Source organism: Kitasatospora putterlickiae (assembly GCF_039527695.1).
In the GTDB taxonomy this organism is placed as follows: Bacteria; Actinomycetota; Actinomycetes; order Streptomycetales; family Streptomycetaceae; genus Kitasatospora; species Kitasatospora putterlickiae.
This window is the reverse complement of record NZ_BAAAKJ010000323.1, coordinates 13732-34313: the sequence shown is the minus strand read 5'-3', so window position 1 is coordinate 34313 and position 20582 is coordinate 13732. Positions and strand designations below refer to the sequence as shown.

Sequence of the window (20582 nt, the reverse complement as noted above, 5' to 3'; positions counted from 1 at the left end):
CGATGCGCGTCAACCTCTACTACGCCCCCTACCCGGGCCAGCGGTTCGCCGGCGAGCCGGACACCATCAGCCCGATCCGGGTGTTCAACCCGAAGAGCGCCCTGGCGACCCTCGCGGCCGGCGCCCGCGGCTACCTCGCCGAGTGGGGCGTCGACGCCGAGTTCCGGATCATCGACACCCAGGTGGACGACGACGAGCCGGTGCTCTACAAGTCCTTCGCCTACGGCCCGCGCACCATCGAGTGCCTGCGCTACGGAGGGGCGTTCGAACGCTACGACGCCTCGCTGCGGGAGGCCGACGTCATCGGCATCTCCAACAACTTCACGAACTCGGCCGGCGCCGTCACCGACTTCGCCAAGTACGCGAAGGCCGTCAACCCGAGGGCGCTGGTCGTCGCCGGGGGGATGGACGCGACCGCCCGGTCCGAGTGGTACCTGGACAACGGCTTCGACGTGGTGGTCCAGCTGGAGGGCGAGTACATCTTCGCCAAGGTGGTCGAGGCCACCGCCAAGGGCGTCCCGCTCAAGGAGTCGGTGTTCTGCCGCGAGCACGGCGGCGGGCAGATCGTCTTCGGCGGGCCCAACCTCAACATGAACGACCTGCACCCGATGGCCCTGGACCTGGTGGAGGGCCTGGAGCGGTACAACGACACCGGGGAGGGCACCCCTCCGTCCACCGTCGCCGCGCCCTTCACCTGCTTCGAGTCCTCCCGCGGCTGCTACCGCACCTGCTCGTTCTGCGCCACGCCGATGCGCGGCAAGTACCGCTACATGTCCCCCGAATCGGTGGAGAAGCACTTCGCGTACTTCCGCTCCATGGGCATCCGGAACATCCTGTTCCAGGAGGACAACATCCTCTCCCGGCTGCAGCGCAGCGGCCGCGGCACCATGCTGCACAAGACCGGCCGCGAGGAGGTCTTCGAGATCTTCCGGCTGGCCCGCGAGTACGGCTTCTCCTGGGAGTTCGCCAACGGCCTGGAGTTCGGCAAGTTCCTCGACCTCGGCAAGCCGGACCTGGAGCTCATGGAGCACATGTTCTGGAGCGACCGCTCCGGCGAGACCTGGCGCGGCTGCTACCGGGTGCAGATCCCGCTGGAGTTCCTCGGCGAGGACCCGACCAGCCGATTCAACAAACTCCGCGGCTTCGAGGAGGAGTTGGAGATCCTCGACGCCATGCTCGACTACGGCGTGACCTACCAGACCTTCAACGTGCTGATCGGCCACGACGGCGACGACCGGACCGCCATCGACCACTACCTCAGGCGCAGCCTGCAGCTGAAGGAGGCGCTGCTGAGCCGGGGAACGCGGGTCGTGCCGTACTTCAACGTCTTCAACCGCACGCTGCTGCCGGGCACCGCCGACTTCCGCAACAAGAGCGAACGGCTGGAGTTCGACGTCGATCGCGACCCGGAGGTGATCAGCGTCTATCTGTCGCCGATGGGCAGCGGGAAGCTGTCGTACTATGAGCTCCTCGATGAACGCCTGCGCATGATGCGGGAGTTGAACGGTGATCTGATCGACCAGTACGACGGTATTCACCGCACGGCGGTCATCGCGGCCGGCACGGAGGCGTGAGGAGTGGCGTGAGGGCACCACCACGGAGGTATGGATTCGGTGCCCTGTGGCTGGGCCAGAGCCTGTCCCTGGCGGGCACGCAGGTGGGCGCCCTGGCCCTGCCGCTGGTCGCGGTGGTCTCGCTCGACGCCGACTCCGGCCAGCTGGGTGTCATCGGGGCGCTCCGCTACCTGCCGTTCCTGCTGTTCGCGCTGCCGCTGGGCCCCTCGGTCGACCGGGGGGACCGCCGGCGGATGATGCTGGTGGCGGACGTCGCCCGGGCCGCGCTCGTCCTCACCGTGCCGGTGCTGTACGCGCTCGGCGAGCTCCGGTTGTGGTGGCTGTACGTCGTGCCGTTCCTGACCGGCGCCTTCCAGGTGGTCTTCGAAACGGCCTGCCAGGCCTTCGTCCCGCAACTGGTCGGCCGAAAACGGCTGACCAGGGCCAACCGGAACCTGCAGGCCAGCCAGTCCGCCGCGGACCTCGGCGGGCCCGGCCTGGGCGGCCTGATCTGCGGGGCGGTCGGCGCACCCGTCGCCCTGCTGTTCGACGCGTTCTCCTTCGCGTTCTCCGCCGCGACCCTGGCGCTGATCAAGTCCCCGGGCCGGCCGGAGGCCCGAAGTCCGGCCGCCGGGCCGCGCGAGGCCGTCCGGTCCTGGTGGGCCGAGGTCCGGGCCGGCCTGGCCTTCGTCCTCGGCCAGGCGGAGCTGCGCGCGCTGGTGGTGGAGACGGCCATCTTCAACGCCTGCGAGCAGGGCATGATGGTGATCTACCTGGTCTACGCCGTGCGGGAGTTGGGCTTCTCCCCGGTACTCCTCGGACTGTCGCTGGCGGCGGCCGGGATCGGCGCGATGATCGGCACCTTCTTCTCCGAGGGGGCGTCGGCCCGGATCGGCCTCGGGCCGACGGTGGTGGTGGGCTCCGTCCTGGGCTGCGCCTCGTACCTGCTCGTCCCGGCGGCCACCGGCGACCGGGCGGCCGTGTTCGGCACCGTCTGCGCCGGATTCGCGATCTCCGGGATCTCGATCGGCCTCTCGAACGTGCTCCAGGTGTCGCTGCGCCAGGCCCTCACCCCCGACTCGCTCAGCGGCCGGACGACCGCCTCGTTCCGTTTCGTGGCCTACGGCACGGTGCCCATCGGCACCCTGCTGGGCGGAGTGCTGGGCGAGGCGATCGGCCTGCGGTCCGCCCTGTGGGTGATGTCGACCGCACTGCTGCTCGGCCCGCTGGCGATCATCTGCTCGCCGCTGCCCCGGCGCCGGGAACTGCCCGCCACCGAGCCCGAGGAACGATCCAAATCCCTGTTCGACAGCCGATCATGACGGCAGGTCAGGTCTCCTCCGGGCGGTAGGATCACCCCGATCGCTCACCCGGGGAAGGACGCACGGTGGACAGGTTCGACTACCACGACGGAGTACTGCACTGCGAGGAGGTGAATCTGGAGGACGTGGCCGCCGAGTACGGCACGCCGACGTACGTGTACTCGCGGGACACCTTCCGCACCCACCTCGCCGATCTGACGGCCGCGTTCGCGGAGCTGGATCCGCTGGTCTGCTACGCCGTCAAGACCTGCGGCAACCTGCACCTGCTGCACGAACTGGGCCAGGCGGGAGCCGGCGCGGACGTGGTGAGCGGCGGCGAGCTCCACCGGGCGCTCACCGCGGGCATCCCGGCCGAGCGGATCGTCTTCGCGGGCGTCGGCAAGTCCGAGGACGAGCTGCGCGAGGCGGTCACCGCCGGCATCGGCTGCGTCAACGTCGAGTCCGAGTCCGAGCTGGAGCTGCTCGACCGGGTCGCGGCCGGCGCGGGGCGCACGGTGCGCGCCGCGATCCGCGTCAACCCGGACGTCGAGGGGCACGGCACCCCGCAGAAGACCACCACGGGCACCCGGGGCAGCAAGTTCGGCGTGGACCTGGAGCGCGTGCCCGGGCTGTTCGCCCGGGCCATAGCGCTGTCCCACGTGCGGCTGGTCGGCCTGCACATGCACCTCGGCTCCCCGATCTACTCGCCCGAGCCCTACGTGCGGGCGCTGACCAGGCTGCTGGACCTGCTCGCCAAGCTGAACGCCGACGGCCACGAGATCGAGCTGATCAACATCGGCGGCGGGTTCGCCGCCGACTACGAGACCGGCCTGGCCCCCGGCTGGGACGCCTACGCGGCCGCGATCGTCCCCCTGCTCAAGCCGTTCGTCGCCAACGGCGGCCGGGTGGTGACGGAGCCCGGACGCTCCATCGCCGCCAACGCCGGAGTGCTGCTCACCCGGGTGCGCTACCTCAAGGACGCGGGCGGACACCGGGTCGCCGTGGTCGACGCCGGGATGACCAACATGATCCGGGCGGCCTTCTACGACTCCTTCCACTTCATGTGGCCCGTCCGCCCGGCAGGGGCACTGGTGCCGCCGAGCCGCTCCGAGCACCCGCGGCTCGCCGGCCTCCACCGGTACGACGTCGCCGGCCCGATCTGCGAGTCCTCCGACTACCTCGCCCGCGACCGCGCCCTGCCGAGCCTGGCCGAGGGCGACCTGATCTGCCTCTTCGCGGCCGGTGCGTACGGCATGGCGATGGCCAGCCAGTACAACTCCTCGCTGCGTCCGGCCGAGGTCCTGGTGGAGGGCGCGGACAGCCGGCTGATCCGCCGCCGCGACACCTACGCCGACCTGGTCGAGGCGGAACTCGCCCTGCCCGGAACGCGGTTCTGAGCCCACCGGTGGGCGCGCCGGCGCGGTGCGCCCACCCGGACGGCGGCTCGTCGCCGGAACGCGCGCGCCCGTCACCGAAGAGCCGCGACAGCCCGTCCGCGGCCTCACCGCCGGTCGGCCGCCGGCTCCGGCCCGGAGACCGGGCTGCGCCACTGCCCCCTTCAATTGCCGTCAGATATCTTCAAACTCTCGATGTTCCAATGGAATTGACACTACGGAGAAGGGCGGTGGTCCCGATGCGTCTTCGTCGCTTCGGCCGGACCGGTTGGCAGGTCGGCGAGGTCGGCTACGGCATGTGGGGCATCGGCGGCGGCCCCGGCGGATGGACCGGCGGGGACGAGGGCGAGGGGCGCGACGCGCTGCGCCTCGCCGTGTCCCAGGGCTGCGACTTCTTCGACACCGCCTGGATCTACGGCCGCGGTGTCAGCGAGCAGTTGCTGGGCGGGCTGCACAAGGAGCACCCGGGGCAGCGGCTCCGCCTCGCCACCAAGATCCCCCCGCTGGACCGCCGGTGGCCGCCCCGCCACGACGCGCGCTTCGACGAGGTCTTCCCGGACGCGCACGTCGACGAGTACGTGGACCTCAGCCTGGCGAACCTCGGGGTCGACCGGATCGACCTCCTGCAGTACCACGTCTGGGAGGACGCCTGGGCCAAGGACGAGCAGTGGCTCGCCCAGGCGGCCCGGCTCAAGCGGGAGGGCCGGGTCGACGCCCTCGGCATCAGCGTCAACCGCTGGGAGCCGGCCAACGTGCTCGCCGCCCTGGAGAGCGGGCTGGTCGACGTGGTCCAGGTGATCTACAACATCTTCGACCAGGCGCCGGAGGACGAGCTCTTCCCGGCCTGCGAGCTGCACGACGTCGCGGTGATCGCCCGGGTGCCGTTCGACGAGGGCACCCTCACCGGCACCCTGACCCTCGACTCCCGCTGGCCGGAAGGGGACTGGCGCAACGGCTACTTCGTGCCGGAGAACCTGGCGGCCAGCGTCGAGCGGGCCGAGCGGCTGCGCGCGGTCGTCCCCGAGGGGATGACGATGCCGGAGCTGGCGCTGCGCTTCGTCCTGCAGCACCCGGCGGTCTCCACGGTCATCCCGGGGATGCGCCGGCCCTCGCACGTCCGGGCCAACCTGGCCGTCAGCGACGGCGTGCCGCTGCCCGGGGAGCTCATGGCCGAGCTGCGCCGCCACCGCTGGGACCGGGTCCCCACGGGGTGGTCGCGGTGACCCGGCCGGTGGTCGCCGTCGTCGACCCGTTCTCCACGGGCTCCCAGCTGGCCTCCGAGCTCGCCCGGCGGGGCTGGGACACCGTCGCCGTGATCAGCGGGAGCAGCGTGCCCGCCGACTTCCGCACGGGGTTCCGGCCGGAGCGGTACCGGGCCGTGGTGGACGCGGCCGACGGCGACCCGCTCGCGCGGCTCGGGCCGTACCGGCCCGCCCACGTCATCGCCGGCTGCGAGTGGGGGGTGACCACCGCCGACCGCCTCGCCGAGCAGCTGGGACTGCCGGGCAACGGCACCCGGCTGAGCCCCTGCCGCCGGGACAAGTTCGCGATGGCCGAGCGACTGCGCGAGACCGGACTGGACGCGGCCGCGAGCCTCGCCACCGACCGGCTGGAGGAGGTGCTCGCCTGGGCCGACGCGGGCGGCCACTGGCCGCTGGTGATCAAGCCGCCGGCCAGCGCGGGCTCGGACTCCGTCGCGATCTGCGCCGACCCGGCCCAGGCCGCGGCCGCGTTCGAGCGCGTCCACGGCCGGACGGACCGGATCGGCGGCCTCAACGAACGGGTGCTGGCACAGGAACTGCTGGTCGGCGACCAGTACTTCGTCAACACGGTGAGCCTGGACGGCCGCCACTACGTCCACGAGATCTGGCGGGAGCGGCGCACCACCGTCGACGGCGCGGTCGTCTACGACTACCAGGAGCTGCTGCCCACCGAGGGCGCCGAGCAGCGGGTCCTGGCGGCCTACGTGGTGCGGGTGCTGGACGCGCTCGGCATCGCCCACGGCCCGGCGCACGCGGAGGTGATGCTCACCCCGCGCGGCCCGGTACTGATCGAGGTCGGCGCCCGGCTGGAGGGCTCGGTGACCTCGCGCGGCCCCGAGGCGGCCACCGGGCGCAGCCAGGTGTCGCTGACCGTGGACGCCCTGACCGCGCCGGACGACTTCGCCCGGCTGCCCGGGACGGACTACCGGCTGCGACAGCACCTGCGGGTGGTCTGCCTGATCGCGTCCAGGGACGGCCGGGTCGCGGGCGAGCCGCTCGCGGAGCTCCGCGGCCTGCCCACCTACCTGTGCGGGTCGGTGGACCGGCTGGAGCCGGGCGCACCGGTCCGCCGGACGGTGGACCTCTTCACCTCGCCCGGCCACCTCTACCTCGTCGGGGCCGGCCGCGACGGGATCGAGCGCGACTACCGGCTGGTCCGCGAACTGGAACGCACCGGGCTCTACCGGGGCGGGCCCCGACTCGGCGAAACCGTCGGAGCGGCCCGGTGAACGCGGCCGCGGCCCCCGGGGCACCCGGGATCCGCCTGGTGCGGAGCATCGCCGAGGTCGGCCGCGAGGCCTGGGACCGGATCTCGGCCGACCGCAGCGTCTACCTGGGACACCCCTGGCTGGACTGGGCCGAGCAATCGGACGAGTACCGGAGCGGCTACCTGCTGGCGGAGGATCCGGAGGGCCGGCTCCTGGGCGCGCTGCCCTACTACCTCTGGCACGGCGGGACGGGCGTGTCCATGAACCAGGCCTACCATCCGCTGGACCTCCTGGCCGTCCCGCGGCTGGGAGCGGCGGCCGAGGCCGAACGCCCGCTGTGGCTGCCGCTGCTGCTGCTCGGCTCCCGGGCGGGCTACCACGGCGGCGTGCTGACCGACCCGGCGCTACCCGGTCCGCACCGGGCCCTGGTGATCGCCCGGCTGCTGGAGGCCGCACGGGAACTGGCCGACCGCTCGGGCGCCGGGGCGACGGCCCTCCTCTACGCACCCGAGCCGCACGCCGCCGAGTGCCTGGCGGCGCTGGAGCGGCACTGCCCGGACGCGACACCGCCCGAGCACGCGCCGCTCTCCGCCGAGGCGGTGATCCCCGTCGACGAGTCGGCGCGCAACCACTCCGGCCGGCGCCGGCGGGAGTTCCAGCGCGAGGCACGGGCCTTCGCCGCCTCCGGCGGCACGGTCGGCCGGGTGCGGCTCTCCGACTGCTGGCGCGAGGCCGGCCCGCTGCTGGGCCGGCTGCAGCGCAAGTACGGCGAGGACGACAGCGACGAGGCGATGACCTCCTACCTGGAGCAGCAGACGGCCTTCCTCGACCCGTGGAGCGAGGTCCTGGTGGAACGGCGCGACGGCCGCCTCACCGGCTTCGCGCTCTGCTACGCCTGGGGCGACACCCTGCACGTCCGGGCCGCCGGGTTCGACGAGGACGCCGGGCCGTACGCCTACTTCAACCTCGGCGTCTACGAGCCCCTGCGCCTGGCCGCCGAACGCGGCCTCGCCTGGGTCGACCTGGGCACCGGCGCCTACCAGGGCAAACTCCTCCGCGGCGCCCACCTCCGCCCCACCCACGCCCTGGTCTGGCCCCCCACCGCCACCTCCCCCCAAATCCGCGCCACCCTACGCCTCCCCGGCACCGACTACCAGCAGGCCACCACCGCCGCCCACCACCCCTGACCCCACCGCCGCCGATCTGCCCAGGCGGTATCATCATTGCGCTGCGCACCTTCCCGGAGGGTACGAGGCTCAGGTCCCATGCGTCCTCAACAGGCTGCGATTGAAGAGTGGTTGTGCCCGTCGGATGGTCACCATCTGACGTGAGCGTGGCTGCCCGGTAGGGTGCCCCCTGCCATTCCGATCTCACTACCTAGGGATGGCCGCATGACCTCGGTCGAGTGCAAGCCCGCGCATCGTGGAAGGATCCGCGAGATCCTGACCGACATCGCTGTCGGAGTCGTCTCCAACGTTCTGGTGATGGCACTGACCTCGGTGGCGCACCTGCTCTTCTGACGCAGGTAGGTGGCGGGCCCGGCGAGCCCGCCACTTCCCCACACCGTCCCTCAGAACAGCCGAAGGTCGTCCTTGGGTTTCTTCCGCCCCCTCTTCGGACGGGCGTGGTGCCACGGCAAGCTCTCCCGGGTTGGCCGCAATCCGTGGATCTGGGTCTCCCCGACAAGGCCCTTGAGGTAGGCCCGGGTCTCCTCGTCCGTGGAGTAGAGCACCGTCGCCCGGCTGGCCCGGGTCATCAGCACGTGGTAGGCGTGCCGAATCAGACGGGCGAACTCCTCGTCGCTGACGCTTCCCGCCTTGACCTTCGGATCGAAGGACCCGGGAACACCCACCCGCTTCACACCCTCCGCCGACTTCCCCGTCTCCTTGCCCCGGCGAAACACCCACCGGCCGTCCCGGCGCACCATGTCATCACCCATGATCACTCCACACCAGTCCCATTCAAGGCCCTGTGCGGTGTACACACATCCGATCTGGCCGATGCCGTTCTCGTGCACCGACCACCGGATGCCGGGCGGGGCTCCGTCCGCGCAGAAGCTGTCGCTCTTCGCGTTCCACGGCCGGTGCCAGCCCCCGATCCTGACGTCGGGCTCCAGCCGCTTCTCCGTGCCCAGAGGCTCGGTCCAAGGCCAGCAGTAGCCGGCCACCATCCGTGCGGATGCGCCGGCGCGCGCCTCACTGAGGATGATCTCCTCGAGCGCTTCCGGCGTGTCCACCACCTCGACATGCATCAACCCGTCCGGCGTCCACTGCTCAGGCACGTCACCCGACACACCGAGCAGAGCGCGTACCCAGCGGATGTAGGCGTCACTGCCGCCGCACCGGAACTGTTCGCGGAGCCCGTATTGCACCAGTCGGGCTCCACGCCGCTCGGCCGCCTCCCGGATCAGACCGACCGTACCGACCTCCTTGGGACGAACGACTTGGCCTTCATCGAGAAAGAAGACCGTCAGACGGGCCGCATCGAGGAGTTCGTCCACCTGCGGCCGGGTTCCCTGTTTCTCCGGCGGCCAGTACTGGTTTCTGGACTGGTCACGGAGTCGGTGCGCCTCGTCGCAGATCAGCATGTCGAGCAGCGGTTCGGGAGTCGTGACGTAATCGAAGAAGTAGGTGAAGGTCTCCTTGAACTCCCGGTCCCCGACACCGACGTGCTCCTGCATCGCCGCGTTGAAGGCCCTGCTCCCGCTGGCGTAGTTGACGGTCCGGCCCGCGGCCTCAAGCTCCGCCTTGATCTGCAGGCCGATGGCGCTCTTGCCGGTGCCGGCGCCGCCGGTCACCAGAAAGACCAAGCGCCGCTCGTCCGGCACCAGCGCGGACTGCCGGGGGGACGGCAGTACCTTGGCAGCGGCTTCCAGGATCTGAACGGCCGCCTCCTTCTGCCGCCCACGCAGGGAGAAGACCGTATCCGTGCCCCGGGACCACATCATCGCGTCGAGCAGGGGCGTATTCCGCACGCCGATGCCCTTCAGCAGCAGTTCGGCCTCGGATTCGCCGCCGTCGGCAGCGAAATGGTTCTGCAGATCGGTCAGCAACTGTTGACGCCGATCCCCGGTGTACACGCGGGCGTAGGCACCCATCGGCGCGTCCACGTCGATCAGCGGACGAACCGAGTCCTCGGTGGCGTTGTGCAGGTAGGCGAAACCGCCGCACTCGATGTCGACCGGGCCGAAGGGGCCCGTCTTGCCGGTGAAGGCCTGGTAGTACTCACGCAGTTGCAGCGCAGGGTGCTTCTTGGGTCTCGCCAGGCCCTCCACGTAGATCAGGTCCGCGACGGCCCTCTCGACCCTGGTCACCGTCGACCAGCGCTTCAGCTCCACCAACTGGACGGACGGCCGGTTCTCGCGCGGGTGGCGGCCCACCAGGACAACGTCCACGAGCCTGGGGCTGCCCCCCTTGATGTCCTCGTCAGCGGTCGCGGCACATTCGACGACCATCTGCACGTTACCCCGGTCAGCGGCGACCAGATCCTTCGCCAGGCAGATCAGGCTCTCCGCCCACGCGGAACGTTCCGTCTCCGAAGCCGCGTGCTCTCGGAACTTCCGCCACCGTTCGGCAAGGTGCGGCACCATCCGGCGGCGCGAGTCAAGAGTGAGCAGGTCATGCGCCGACAGCTTCAGCAGGAGCATAGGCACGAAGGGACCCCCTGGACCGGACCACGAGCGATTCGTGCGGGTTGGGGGCATGTCCTCAGGGGAAGCCTGTCGGGCCGCGATCAGTACCGCAGATCCTAGATGCAGAAGCGGCCGTCGGTACACAATGCTCATCGACGGCACACCCGTCAAGAGATCGTCCTCGTCCCGGCGAAGTTCCAGCCGTGCAAGACCTCCCGAGCAAGCGGCAGGCTTGCCGTCCAGGCGTGCGGGAGGGGATCCGGTCGCTGGTCGAACAAGACATCGGGATCCGTCACCCGCCGCTGGAAGCCCAAGTGCGCGGACACCGGCTCAGGCACTCCGTTATAGGTTTGGCCAGTCATCAGCGCGGCCCGCCGGGCTTCCTCCGGGACATGCCCCCACCCGCACGAGTCACTTCGTGCTGCCTGGGAGCATGTCTTGCTGTTCCGCGACTCCGCGTCCGCGGTCGCCGCCGAGAGGCTGGCCGGATCACTGTTCGTGCGTCTCATCGACCAGTTCGTCCACAAGCACGGCCACAAGCCCAGCCCGTCCGAGGTGCGCTCCTGGGAGATGAGCATCCCCGAGCTGACCAACGCCCTCTTGGACGCCGGGCTGGGCATGGTGGAGGTGCTCCTTGAGTACTCGCTGCCGCTGAACAGCAAGCGCGCCGACGTCGTTCTCGCCGGCGTCCACCCGGGCACGGGCGAGCCGTCCTACGTGGTGGTCGAGCTCAAGCAGTGGAGCAGCGCGCTTCCGGAGGACGGCGAGCCTCTGCTCTGCCGGGTCGACACCTACACCCGGCCGGTGCTGAACCCGATCGAGCAGGTCCGCGGCTACTGCGACTACCTGATCTCCTTCAACGGCGCGCTCGCCACGCATCCCGAGCGGCTGTCCGGCGTGGCCTTCCTCCACAACGCGACGGAGTTCGGCGTTCAGGGTCTCTACGAGGTGCCGCAGGACGAGCGCGGCCGGCTGTTCACCGCGGAGCGCCGAGGTGAGTTCGTGGAGTACCTGCGCTCGAAGCTGAAGCCGGTATCCGGAGCGGAGGCGGCGGACCAGTTGCTCGCGGGCAAGGTGGCACCGTCCAAGCAGCTGATGGCGGTCGCCGCCGACGAGGTCCGCGAGCGCGAGCAGTTCGTCCTGCTGGACGAGCAGCGGGTCGCCTACGAACTGGTGCTGCGCGCGGTCCGCCAGGCGCAGCGGTCCGATCACAAGGAGGTCGTCGTCATCACGGGCGGCCCGGGTACCGGGAAGAGCGTTATCGCGCTGTCTCTCCTCGGGGATCTGTACCGGCGTGGTGTCACGGCTCTGCACGCGACCGGGTCCAGCTCGTTCACCACCACCATGCGCCGGGTCGCCGGCGCACGGAAGCGTGAGGTCCAGGACCTGTTCAAGTACTTCAACAGCTTCATGACCGCCGAACGCAACGGTCTGGACGTGCTGATCTGCGACGAGGCCCACCGGGTCCGGGAGACGTCGGCCAACCGCTACACGCGGGCCGCCCAGCGCACCGGGAAGGCCCAGATCGAGGAGCTGATCGACGCCGCCCGGGTGCCCGTGTTCCTGCTGGACGAGCACCAGGTCGTCCGGCCGGGCGAGATGGGCACCGTGGCCCAGATCCGGGCCGCCGCCGCCGTGAAGGGCCTGGGGTGCCAGGTGGTCGAGCTGGACAGCCAGTTCCGCTGCGGCGGCAGCGACGCCTACCTGAACTGGGTGGTGCGGCTGCTGGGCCTGGAAGCCGGTGGCCCGGTCGGCTGGGAGCCCGACGGCAAGGTCGCCCTGGAGGTGGTCGACAGCCCTCAGGAGTTGGAGGCGTTCCTCGAGGCCCGGCGCGCGGAGGGGTACGGGGCCCGAATGTCGGCCGGGTACTGCTGGAAGTGGACGACGAAGGTGGCTCCGGGCGACCCACTCCCCCTCGACGTGCACATCGGTGACTGGGCCCGACCGTGGAACGTCTACGGCGACCGCTCGATCGCCGGAGCCCCGCCGGCCGCGCTGTGGGCCACCGACCCGGCCGGCTTCGGCCAGGTCGGCTGCGTGTACACCGCGCAGGGCTTCGAGTACGACTGGAGCGGCGTCATCCTCGGGCCGGACCTCGTCTGGCGCACCGACCGCTGGATTACCGACCGGACGGCCTCGAAGGACCCCGTGTTCCGCAAGTCCACCACCGACGCCGACATCGACCGCCTGATCCGCAACACCTACAAGGTTCTGCTGACGCGGGGAATGATCGGCACCGTCGTGTACTCGACGGACCCGGAGACGCGCGCCAAGCTGCGGGAGCTGGTCGCCGGGCAGCAGGCCGGACAGACCGAGATGGAGCAGAGCCACCCACGGCCGATGACCACTCGCTGATTCCGAGCGGAACACACGGCGCCGTCCACTCTGCACGGTCCGGAACGGGCCACCCGAAATGGAGTCGGACGGCGCGCGGTCGCTGACAAATCAGCGACTTGACGGCCTCTGTCAGCCCGTAGACGCCGCCGGGGTCAGTGGTTCCCGGGCCTCGCCTCGGAACACCTGTTCGGCGTGCCACTGCCGATGCCTGCCCGCGACCGGAGGAACTCCCGCCTGCGGGCCGATGACCGGCCGTCCGGACAGGGCGAGCACATGCTGCCTGCTGGCCTCGCTGCGCCCGACGAAGCGCTGCGAGACGAGTATGCGGCGGCCCTCCCCCAGGCCCAGGACGCCCTTGTCGAAGAGCTTGTGGTGCAGCGAGCACAGGCACAGGCCGTTGTCGACCTCATCCGGCCCGTCGTACGACCACCAGCGCACGTGCGCCGCCTCCAGGCCGACCGTGCTCGCACCCAGCATCCCGTCGTAGCCGCAGAAGGCGCACTGGAACTCATACGCGGTCAGGACGAGTTCGCGCATCCTCCGGTCCCGCTGCCGGCGTGCCGCCCGCTCGCTCCCGCCCGGACCGCCGGTCACGCCGTCGGCCTCGACCGGGTCCAGGTCGAGGCCGACGGCTTCACACAGATCGGCGTGCAGTGATGGCGGGAAGTGAAAGTCCAGGAGCACCCGCGCCAGCCGGCCCATGAGCGCTGGCTCTCTCCGCAGAGCTGCCCGCAGCTCGGGCGCGAGCCTGCCGGTCGCACCGCTGGAACGCAGGACCCGCACGCCACTTCCCGGGCTCCCGAGCCCCTGATCGGTCCTGACCTCCCAGACTCCGTCACTGACCAGATGATGGAACGGGTACGCCGGGGTGGTCGGATGGGACGGCCCGTACTCCTCAAGCAGCCGCTTCAGCTCCTGCTCGACAGCGCTGTACCGCAGTTCGCCATCGGCATCACGCTGGAAGCTGCCCAGCGCGTACAGCAGCAGCAACGGTTTGTGCGGCGCCCGAACGTCATTGTTCGTCCACCGTCTCAGCTTCGCCACCCGCTCCAACCAGTCCATGGCCGCCCAGCGTATTCCGGGACACGGACACCACCTGAGCCTCAACCCCCAGCAAGACATCGTCCTCGCATCGCCTTCGGCCCCAGAGCGGTCCGGACTCCTCCCGACGATGCCTAAACCAATCCCCAGCCTCACCATGGCAGCACCACCTGCTCCGTGCACCCTGGGATCCCCCGATGCGCCCTTGATCCACCGTGCGGATCGGCGCACTGTCGGACCCTGAGGTTGGTCATAGGACGATCGATCGGGGTACTGCATGTCGGACGCACTCTCCGCCAGCCCCTGGGCACGCACGATCTTCGGCTCCCTCGCCGCCGAGGTCGCGGCCATCGTGCCCACATGCCTTGTCCGCGCCCACGAACGCGCCCACGGCGGCCACGAAGGCGTCCACACGCAGACGCTCGAAGCGTATGGACACGGGCTCTACGCCGCACAGTACGAGGAGTTGTCGGCCGGCCTCTCACAGCTTCCCGGCGTTGAGCTGGTGCGCCTCCAGGCGCGCACCGTCGCTGTGGTCGCCGGCCACGTCGTCTACCCGTACAGGTACGCGAAGAAGGACGTGCCCGTGACTGCTGCCAGACTCCGCAGCGTGTCCGGGCTTCGGGCCGATCTCATCCGCAGGCATGGTCCTGACCCACGTCAGGTGGAGCTGGACCTCGGCATCGAACTGCCGGACGAGGACGAACCCCATGCAGATCTCGCGCGCCTCTCCCCGGACACCAAGCTTGTCCTCGTCGCCTACGCTTGCTCGCTGGCCGAGGGCGTGGTCCGCCTGGAATGGGGGTCTGCGGAGCTTCGCCGCGAAGATCGATCACTGATCTGGCACCACCATGAGCCCCTGCTCATCCGCTGGCAGCGCTGACGCGAGAGGTCTGGCGAACGAGCGCTCATGCTTCAGACTCACCCGCAGTCGATCTCTTGGAAGAAGCGTTCGATCGTACACCTCACCACGGTCTCTGCCCGGACCTCCATCCTCGCGGTCACGGCTCCTGGTACCTCGCAATGCCGAGGCAAGCTGCTGGCCGCCGGCGAGAAGCGCCTCCGGCGCGAGGAACTGAAGACAGCCCTGCTCCTCCGGTCCGACGGCCTCGAACTGTGGCACCCACACGTGGAACAGGCCTTCACCCACGACGGCCCTCAGGTCGTCTCGAACGTCGTCGAAGACCTGCCGCACCGCGGCCCACGCCATCTACGTCCCGGAGGCCCAGCAACTCCTCATCGAGGTCGACCTCCCGAACCACGAGATCGTCCCCCAGCCGCTCAAGCAGGCCGAAGTGCACGACGCCTACGCCCGCCTGGTGGCCCGCCTGGCCCTGCGGGCCCTGGACGAGGCGTTCTCCGTCACGCCGGCCGCCTTCGTGGAGAGCGTCACCCTCAACGGACGCGTCAACGCCACTGCCCGCGCCACCGGCCAGGCGATCCGGGCCTGCGTCGTCAGCCTCGTCGCCCTACGCAAGGACTTCGCCGAACTGGTCCTGGACGGACCGAGACTCGAACCCCAACAGTGCCTTCACCGCCTCGGCGCCACCGTCTCCAAACACCCCCACGACCTGGAGCCGGTCACACCCGTCGTCGAGGCGGACCTCTCCCGCTACCGCATCATCACCGAAACCGCCGTGGTGGCCATCCTCAACAGCCGGCCCGACCCGCTCCGGATGAACCCCTACGACTTCGAACGCCTGGTCCGCGAACTCTTCGAAGCCATGGGCTACGAGACCTGGCGCACCCAGGGCTCCCGCGACGACGGCGTGGACGCCGTCGCGACACTGACCGACCCGACCAGATCCACCATCTTCGCCATCCAGGCCAAACGCTCCAGGAACGTGGTCCCGGTGAACACCGTCCGCGCCATGTCGGGCGTCATGCACGACAAGGACGCCGGCTATGGCATCGTCGTCACCACCTCGTGGTTCGGCAAGGACAGCTACGACTTCGCCCATCGCAACGGCCGGCTGCGGCTCATCGACGGCCGCAACCTCAAAGCCCTGCTCGCCGAACACCTGAACATCGACGCCCTGATCGGGCTGCCCAAGGTCCCTCCGGGCTGGCAGGTCGGCGACCTCGTGTAGGTGCGAACGCGCGCCCGCCACACCAAGCTGCGGCGGGCCCCCTGCCGATGGCTGCGGTCCCCAGTTGGTCCCCAGCAAGATCACGGAGCGGCGTCGAAGCCGCCGACCACCTGTCGGACCATCAGCAAAAAGGCCGCCGATCTGGGATTTCTCCCGATCAACGGCCTTCCGACATCGCTGTCGGGACGACAGGATTTGAACCTGCGACCCCTTGACCCCCAGTCAAGTGCGCTACCAAGCTGCGCCACGTCCCGTGGTCTCGTGGCCCGGGCGGAGCCTGGGGGGCTCTGCTTCGGGTTTCTCGACCTTGTCGGCCGGTTGTCCCGGCGACGAGGAAAACAATACAGCACGTCGGGGGGTGCTCGCTGCAGGGTTGGGGGGTGGGTGGTCAGGGGGTGGGGTGGCGGGCGTCGTAGCGGAGGAAGGCGGGGCGGCGGGCGGCGAGGAGGAGGATGGCGGCGACGCAGGCGAGGCCGCCGCTGACGACGGAGACGGTCGGGTTGGTGAGGGAGGCGACGGCGCCGGACTCGAAGTCGCCGAGGCGGGGGCCGCCGGCGACGATCACGATGAAGACGCCCTGGAGGCGGCCGCGCATCTCGTCCGGGGCGGCGACCTGCATCATCGTGTTGCGGAAGATCATGCTGATGGTGTCGGCGCAGCCGGCGGCGGCGAGCAGGAGGAGGCCGAGCCAGAGGTTGCGGACCAGGCCGAAGGCGGCGATGGCGAGGCCCCAGGTGATGACGGCGGCCAGGACGGCGGCGCCCTGGCGGTTGATACGGCCGACCCAGCCGGAGAAGAGGGCGCCGGCCAGAGCGCCGACGGCGGGGGCTGCGGCGAGCAGGCCGACGGTGCGGGCGTCGCCGCCGTAGAAGGTGACGGCGAGGGCCGGGAAGAGGGCGCGCGGCATGCCGAAGATCATCGCGGCCAGGTCGGCGAGGAAGCTGGTGCGCAGGTTGGGCTGGTCGCGCAGGAAGCGCAGGCCGTCGAGGACGGAGGCCCGGCCCTTGCGCTCGCCGAGCGGGAGCATGGCGGGCAGGCGCCACATCGCGTAGAGGGTGGCGCCGAACGCGATGGTGTCGACGACGTAGGCGGCCTGGACGCCGTAGGCGCCGATGAGGACGCCGCCGAGCATGGGGCCGACGGTGAGGCCGAGGTTCATGCTGACGGTGTTCAGGGCGTTGGCGGCGGGGAGTTGGTGGGCGGGGACCAGGCGCGGGATCATCGCCGAGCGGGCGGGTGAGGCGAGCGCGAAGAAGGCGGCCTGGAGGGCGACGGCCGCGTAGAGGAGCGCGACGAGGCCGAGTCCGGCGAGGGCCTGGGCGGCCAGCACGGCGGAGACGGCGGCGAGGCCGGCCGCGCCTATCAGGCCGAGGCGGCGGCGGTCGGCGGTGTCGGCGATGGCGCCGCCGTAGAGGCCGAAGGCGACCAGCGGGACGAGTGAGAAGAGGCCGACCAGACCGGTGGCGAAGGTGGAGCCGGTCAGGTCGTAGACCTGGACGGAGACGGCGACGGCCGTCATCTGCTGGCCGATCGAGGAGACGGACTGCCCGAACCAGACACGGCGGTAGTCGGCGTGGTCGCGCAGCGGGCTCAGGTCGGCGAAGGCACCGCGGGCGAGCCGCCGGTACCGCGCGGACGGAGCAGCGGGCGAGGGGGCGACGGAGGAGGCGGGGACGGAGGCGGAGGAAAAGGGGGAAGAGGAGGGGGAGTCGGAATTGGCAGGATGATTGGTTGACACAGTGGACCATCGTGGCCCCGCCCGCCCGGGCCGCCGACACCGGGGTGGGTACGCGCCCTGGTGTCAGCGCGGCCCCGGGGGCGGTGGCCAGGGGGCGGGGACGAGGCGCAGTCGGCCGGGCCCTGCGGTACGGGCCCGGCCCACCGGCGCTACCGGGTGAGGACCTGCTTCTCGCCCGCCTCCACCGCGAAGTCCAGCCGGTTGCCGGGCGGCGGGAACGGGCAGATGAAGTGGTCCGCGAAGGCGCAGGGCGGCAGGAAGGCACGGTTCAGGTCCAGCACCGTGCGGCCGTCCTCGTCCGGCGCGGGCAGGGTGACGAACCGGAACCGGTAGGTGTCCCGGCCGCTGGTGGCGTCGGCGATCACGCCGCTCAGGCCGTTGGCCGAGCGGCTGACCGTCAGGGTGCGGTGCTCGCCGGCCACGGTGAACGCGATCCGCCCGGTGACGGTCAGCGGGCGCTCCCTGCCGTCGGCGTTCGGGACGACCACCGCCTGCGCCTGTCCGTCGTCGAACGGGGTGAAGACCGCGGGGACGGCCCACTCCGGCGAGTAGGGGTAGGCGGAGATCCCGGCGAACGACTCCCGCCGGGGCGCCGCCGGGTCGAAGACCCGCAGCGCCAGCTCGCCCTCACGCTCGATCGGCACCAGCAGCAGCTCACCCAGCGTCGCGGTGTCCGCCGCCGGGTCGGTGTCCGGACGCAGCAGCACCTCGCCGTCGACGGGGGCGGCCTCGCCGGCGACCAGGAGGCCGTCGGCCGTCGCCGCCCGGGCCCGGACGCCCTCGGCGTCGGTCCACCAGGCCCCGGGCAGCCCGGGAATCTCCGCCGGCTCGGGCCCCAGCCAGTACGTGCCGGTGAGCGCCAGCTGACCGTGCGGCGCGCTGACCGTCGCAGTCCGCCGATCGCTCCAGTGCTTCCATTCCTCCGCGGCCGTCGCCGTCATCGGCTCGCCCTCCCACTATGGTCCTGAGCCCGCCGGGCGGGCCGTCCGTACTCCGTTACCCCATCGAACACCGGACACCCGGGCGGGGCATTCCCGGCACCGGATACCGTCGCGCGGCCGTCACACCGCTCAATGCGCCGGCCATACCGCTCAACACACTGGTCACACCGGCCATACGGCCCCACGCGCCGACACACCGCACCCGGCCGGTCAGCCCTTGATCCGGCGGAACAGGCCCTCCTGCACCACCGACACCACCAGTTGCCCGCTCCGGTCGTAGATCTCCCCGCGTGCGAGGCCCCGGGCGCCGTGGGCTATCGGCGACTCCTGCTGGTAGAGCAGCCAGTCGTCGGCCCGGAACGGCCGGTGGAACCACATCGCGTGATCGAGCGAGGCCATGTCGAAGTGCCGGGTGCCCCAGAGCGGCTCGACGGGGGCCCGGACGGCGTCCAGCAGGGTCATGTCGCTCGCGTAGGTGAGCGCGCAGACGTGGATCAGCGGGTCGTCGGGCAGCTCGCCGTTGGTCCGCAGCCAGACGCCGCTGCGCGCCTCGACGCCCTCAAGCTCCTCGGTGCTCCACCGCAGCCGGTCGACGTAGCGGATGTCGAACGGCTGGCGCCGGCTGATGAACGGGGGCAGCTCGCCGAGCCGGGAGCCGACCTCGTCCAGCGCGCTGGGCAGCTTCTCGGGGGCCGGCACCTTGGGCATCGGGAACTGGTGCTCGATGCTGTCCGGCTCCGGCGCGTGGAAGTCGGCGGTCAGCGCGAAGATCGACCGGCCGCCCTGGATCGCCAGCACCCGGCGGGTGGTGAACGAGCGGCCGTCCCGCAGCCGGTCCACCTGGTAGACGATCGGCACGCCCGGCACACCCGGGCGCAGGAAGTAGGCGTGCAGCGAGTGGACCGGCCGGTCGCCGTCCACGGTGCGCCCCGCCGCGACCAGTGCCTGGCCGGCGACCTGTCCGCCGAACGTGCGCTGGAGCGCCTCCTCGGGGCTGCGCCCGCGGAAGATGTTCAGCTCGATCTGCTCAAGGTCCAGCAGCGCGACGAGATCGTCGACCGGGGTACCCATGGAACACGTCCTCTCCGGACCGCCGCCCGGCCGGAGGTCTTCCGCCCGGCTGCCGCGACCCGTTTCTCTCGAATTCTCCAGCTCAATCGAATTCCTCAGCGAGCCGGGGCATTCCCCGCACCAGGGGCCACGGACACCGATTCACTCGAACGAGGTCGAACGGGGTCGAACAGGGTGGAACGGGATAGCCGCCGACCGGCGTCGAACAGGGGCACCGGCGAGCACCGTGCGAGGCAGGGCCGCTCAGAGCCCCGACTGCCGCACGGTGATGTTCAGCCGCCCGGTCAGCCCCAACGCCGGGTCCGCCGTCCCGGGCAGGGTCCGCGTCACCCCGTGGTAGGCGAACCTGGCCGGCCCGCCGAACACCAGCAGGTCGCCACTGCGCAGCTCCAGATCGGTCCACGGCCTGGTCCTCGTCTCGGTGTTGCCGAGCCGGAAGACGCACGAGTCGCCGAGCGACAGCGAGACCACGGGGGCGTCCGTCCGCTCGTCGCGGTCCTGGTGCAGGCCCATCCTGGCGCCATGCGGGTAGTGGTTGACGATCGCGATGTCCGGCGCGTACCCGGCCGCGCCCGCGACCCCGCCGACGTCCGCGCCGTACGCCTCGGCCACCGCGCGCCGGGCGAGCACGTCGAGCTCGGGCGGGAACGGCTTGACCGGCGTGCCGTCCTCGGCGGTGCGGGAGTAGCCGTACGGGTACCAGTGCCACCCCAGGCCGACCATCCGCACGGACATCAGCCCGCCGGTGGGCATCCGCACGGTGTGCATCCCGGCCGGCGGCCGGGCCCACGCGCGGCAGGCGGCGACCAGCCGCAGCTGCGCCGCCGCGTCCAGCCAGCCCGGGAGCAGCACGGCGCCGGGTGCCGGCTCGGACCGCCCGCGCCCGACGGCGGCGTCGAAGGGGCCGCCGAACAACTCGCCCTGGGTCACTCCCCCATCCTCGCGCACCGCTCCGACAACGGCCCGTGCCGCAGCGGCCCCGACCCACCGGCCCGCCGCAAACGGACGGCCACAC

Annotated in this window: 16 protein-coding genes and 1 tRNA gene; 10 read left to right on the top strand and 7 right to left on the bottom strand. The window is 71.0% G+C overall.

The annotated features are described in order from the left end of the window. Window positions 1–2: 2 nt before the first annotated feature. The 7 genes from ABD308_RS30670 to ABD308_RS30640 all read left to right on the top strand — a co-directional run bounded on the left by ABD308_RS30670 (window position 3) and on the right by ABD308_RS30640 (window position 8238). A complete protein-coding gene (locus tag ABD308_RS30670) occupies window positions 3–1574 on the top strand; it encodes a B12-binding domain-containing radical SAM protein (protein ID WP_344342246.1) in 1572 nt (523 codons plus the stop codon). 8 nt (window positions 1575–1582) lie between these two features. Further along, window positions 1583–2875 carry an MFS transporter gene (locus ABD308_RS30665; protein WP_344342243.1) on the top strand — a complete coding sequence of 431 codons (1293 nt, stop codon included), beginning with the start codon at window positions 1583–1585 and terminating at the stop codon, window positions 2873–2875. A 65-nt stretch (window positions 2876–2940) separates the two neighbouring features. Next, entirely contained in the window at window positions 2941–4251 is a 1311-nt protein-coding gene (gene lysA / locus ABD308_RS30660) for a diaminopimelate decarboxylase (RefSeq protein WP_344342240.1), read from the top strand. A 236-nt stretch (window positions 4252–4487) separates the two neighbouring features. Then, complete coding sequence (locus ABD308_RS30655; RefSeq protein ID WP_344342234.1) at window positions 4488–5471, top strand: aldo/keto reductase; 984 nt, start codon at window positions 4488–4490, stop codon at window positions 5469–5471. Continuing rightward, on the top strand, window positions 5468–6739 hold the full coding sequence (locus tag ABD308_RS30650; RefSeq protein ID WP_344342228.1) for an ATP-grasp domain-containing protein: 1272 nt from the start codon (window positions 5468–5470) through the stop codon (window positions 6737–6739). Before ABD308_RS30655 ends, ABD308_RS30650 begins: the two co-directional genes overlap by 4 nt. Beyond that, the gene (locus tag ABD308_RS30645; protein ID WP_344342217.1) at window positions 6736–7905 is read left to right on the top strand and encodes a GNAT family N-acetyltransferase; all 1170 of its coding nucleotides are present in this window, start codon (window positions 6736–6738) and stop codon (window positions 7903–7905) included. Before ABD308_RS30650 ends, ABD308_RS30645 begins: the two co-directional genes overlap by 4 nt. A 204-nt stretch (window positions 7906–8109) precedes the next feature. Then, window positions 8110–8238: a DUF6408 family protein gene (locus ABD308_RS30640; protein ID WP_344342212.1), complete on the top strand. Its 129-nt coding sequence runs from the start codon at window positions 8110–8112 to the stop codon at window positions 8236–8238. A gap of 50 nt (window positions 8239–8288) precedes the next feature. On the opposite strand, the gene ABD308_RS30635 is transcribed toward ABD308_RS30640, so the two are convergent. Continuing rightward, window positions 8289–10364, bottom strand: coding sequence for a DUF2075 domain-containing protein (locus ABD308_RS30635; protein WP_344342206.1), 2076 nt, complete (start codon window positions 10362–10364; stop codon window positions 8289–8291). A gap of 423 nt (window positions 10365–10787) precedes the next feature. On the opposite strand from ABD308_RS30635, the gene ABD308_RS30630 reads away from it, so the two are divergent. Next, window positions 10788–12704, top strand: a complete 1917-nt coding sequence (locus ABD308_RS30630) for a DNA/RNA helicase domain-containing protein (RefSeq protein ID WP_344342200.1) — start codon at window positions 10788–10790, stop codon at window positions 12702–12704. A 111-nt stretch (window positions 12705–12815) separates the two neighbouring features. Here ABD308_RS30630 and ABD308_RS30625 read toward each other — a convergent pair whose 3' ends face one another. After that, a complete protein-coding gene (locus tag ABD308_RS30625) occupies window positions 12816–13748 on the bottom strand; it encodes a phosphorothioated DNA-binding restriction endonuclease (RefSeq protein ID WP_344342193.1) in 933 nt (310 codons plus the stop codon). A 256-nt stretch (window positions 13749–14004) separates the two neighbouring features. On the opposite strand from ABD308_RS30625, the gene ABD308_RS30620 reads away from it, so the two are divergent. Both ABD308_RS30620 and ABD308_RS30615 read left to right on the top strand, forming a co-directional pair. Next, the gene (locus tag ABD308_RS30620; RefSeq protein WP_344342187.1) at window positions 14005–14610 is read left to right on the top strand and encodes a hypothetical protein; all 606 of its coding nucleotides are present in this window, start codon (window positions 14005–14007) and stop codon (window positions 14608–14610) included. Between the two features lie 412 nt (window positions 14611–15022). Beyond that, window positions 15023–15817: a restriction endonuclease gene (locus ABD308_RS30615; RefSeq protein WP_344342181.1), complete on the top strand. Its 795-nt coding sequence runs from the start codon at window positions 15023–15025 to the stop codon at window positions 15815–15817. A 180-nt stretch (window positions 15818–15997) separates the two neighbouring features. On the opposite strand, the gene ABD308_RS30610 is transcribed toward ABD308_RS30615, so the two are convergent. The 5 genes from ABD308_RS30610 to ABD308_RS30590 all read right to left on the bottom strand — a co-directional run bounded on the left by ABD308_RS30610 (window position 15998) and on the right by ABD308_RS30590 (window position 20497). Continuing rightward, a tRNA-Pro gene (locus tag ABD308_RS30610) sits at window positions 15998–16071 on the bottom strand. A 134-nt stretch (window positions 16072–16205) separates the two neighbouring features. After that, window positions 16206–17411 carry an MFS transporter gene (locus tag ABD308_RS30605; RefSeq protein WP_344342282.1) on the bottom strand — a complete coding sequence of 402 codons (1206 nt, stop codon included), beginning with the start codon at window positions 17409–17411 and terminating at the stop codon, window positions 16206–16208. A 293-nt stretch (window positions 17412–17704) separates the two neighbouring features. Next, the gene (locus ABD308_RS30600) at window positions 17705–18496 is read right to left on the bottom strand and encodes a DUF1684 domain-containing protein (RefSeq protein ID WP_344342175.1); all 792 of its coding nucleotides are present in this window, start codon (window positions 18494–18496) and stop codon (window positions 17705–17707) included. A 210-nt stretch (window positions 18497–18706) separates the two neighbouring features. Then, window positions 18707–19567: an acyl-CoA thioesterase II gene (tesB, locus tag ABD308_RS30595; RefSeq protein ID WP_344342169.1), complete on the bottom strand. Its 861-nt coding sequence runs from the start codon at window positions 19565–19567 to the stop codon at window positions 18707–18709. A 243-nt stretch (window positions 19568–19810) separates the two neighbouring features. Then, window positions 19811–20497 (bottom strand): alpha-ketoglutarate-dependent dioxygenase AlkB family protein, encoded by a 687-nt coding sequence (locus tag ABD308_RS30590; RefSeq protein WP_344342163.1) that lies wholly within the window; start codon window positions 20495–20497, stop codon window positions 19811–19813. Window positions 20498–20582: the final 85 nt, after the last annotated feature.

What these genes read in the sequence shown, in the direction of transcription:
- ABD308_RS30640 (WP_344342212.1), top strand. Translation starts at nt 8,110, where the DNA reads ATGACCTCGGTCGAGTGCAAGCCCGCGCATCGTGGAAGGATCCGCGAG.
- ABD308_RS30600 (WP_344342175.1), bottom strand. Translation starts at nt 18,496, where the DNA reads ATGACGGCGACGGCCGCGGAGGAATGGAAGCACTGGAGCGATCGGCGG.
- tesB (WP_344342169.1), bottom strand. Translation starts at nt 19,567, where the DNA reads ATGGGTACCCCGGTCGACGATCTCGTCGCGCTGCTGGACCTTGAGCAG.
- ABD308_RS30655 (WP_344342234.1), top strand. Translation starts at nt 4,488, where the DNA reads ATGCGTCTTCGTCGCTTCGGCCGGACCGGTTGGCAGGTCGGCGAGGTC.
- ABD308_RS30625 (WP_344342193.1), bottom strand. Translation starts at nt 13,748, where the DNA reads ATGGACTGGTTGGAGCGGGTGGCGAAGCTGAGACGGTGGACGAACAAT.
- ABD308_RS30620 (WP_344342187.1), top strand. Translation starts at nt 14,005, where the DNA reads ATGTCGGACGCACTCTCCGCCAGCCCCTGGGCACGCACGATCTTCGGC.
- ABD308_RS30670 (WP_344342246.1), top strand. Translation starts at nt 3, where the DNA reads ATGCGCGTCAACCTCTACTACGCCCCCTACCCGGGCCAGCGGTTCGCC.
- ABD308_RS30635 (WP_344342206.1), bottom strand. Translation starts at nt 10,364, where the DNA reads ATGCTCCTGCTGAAGCTGTCGGCGCATGACCTGCTCACTCTTGACTCG.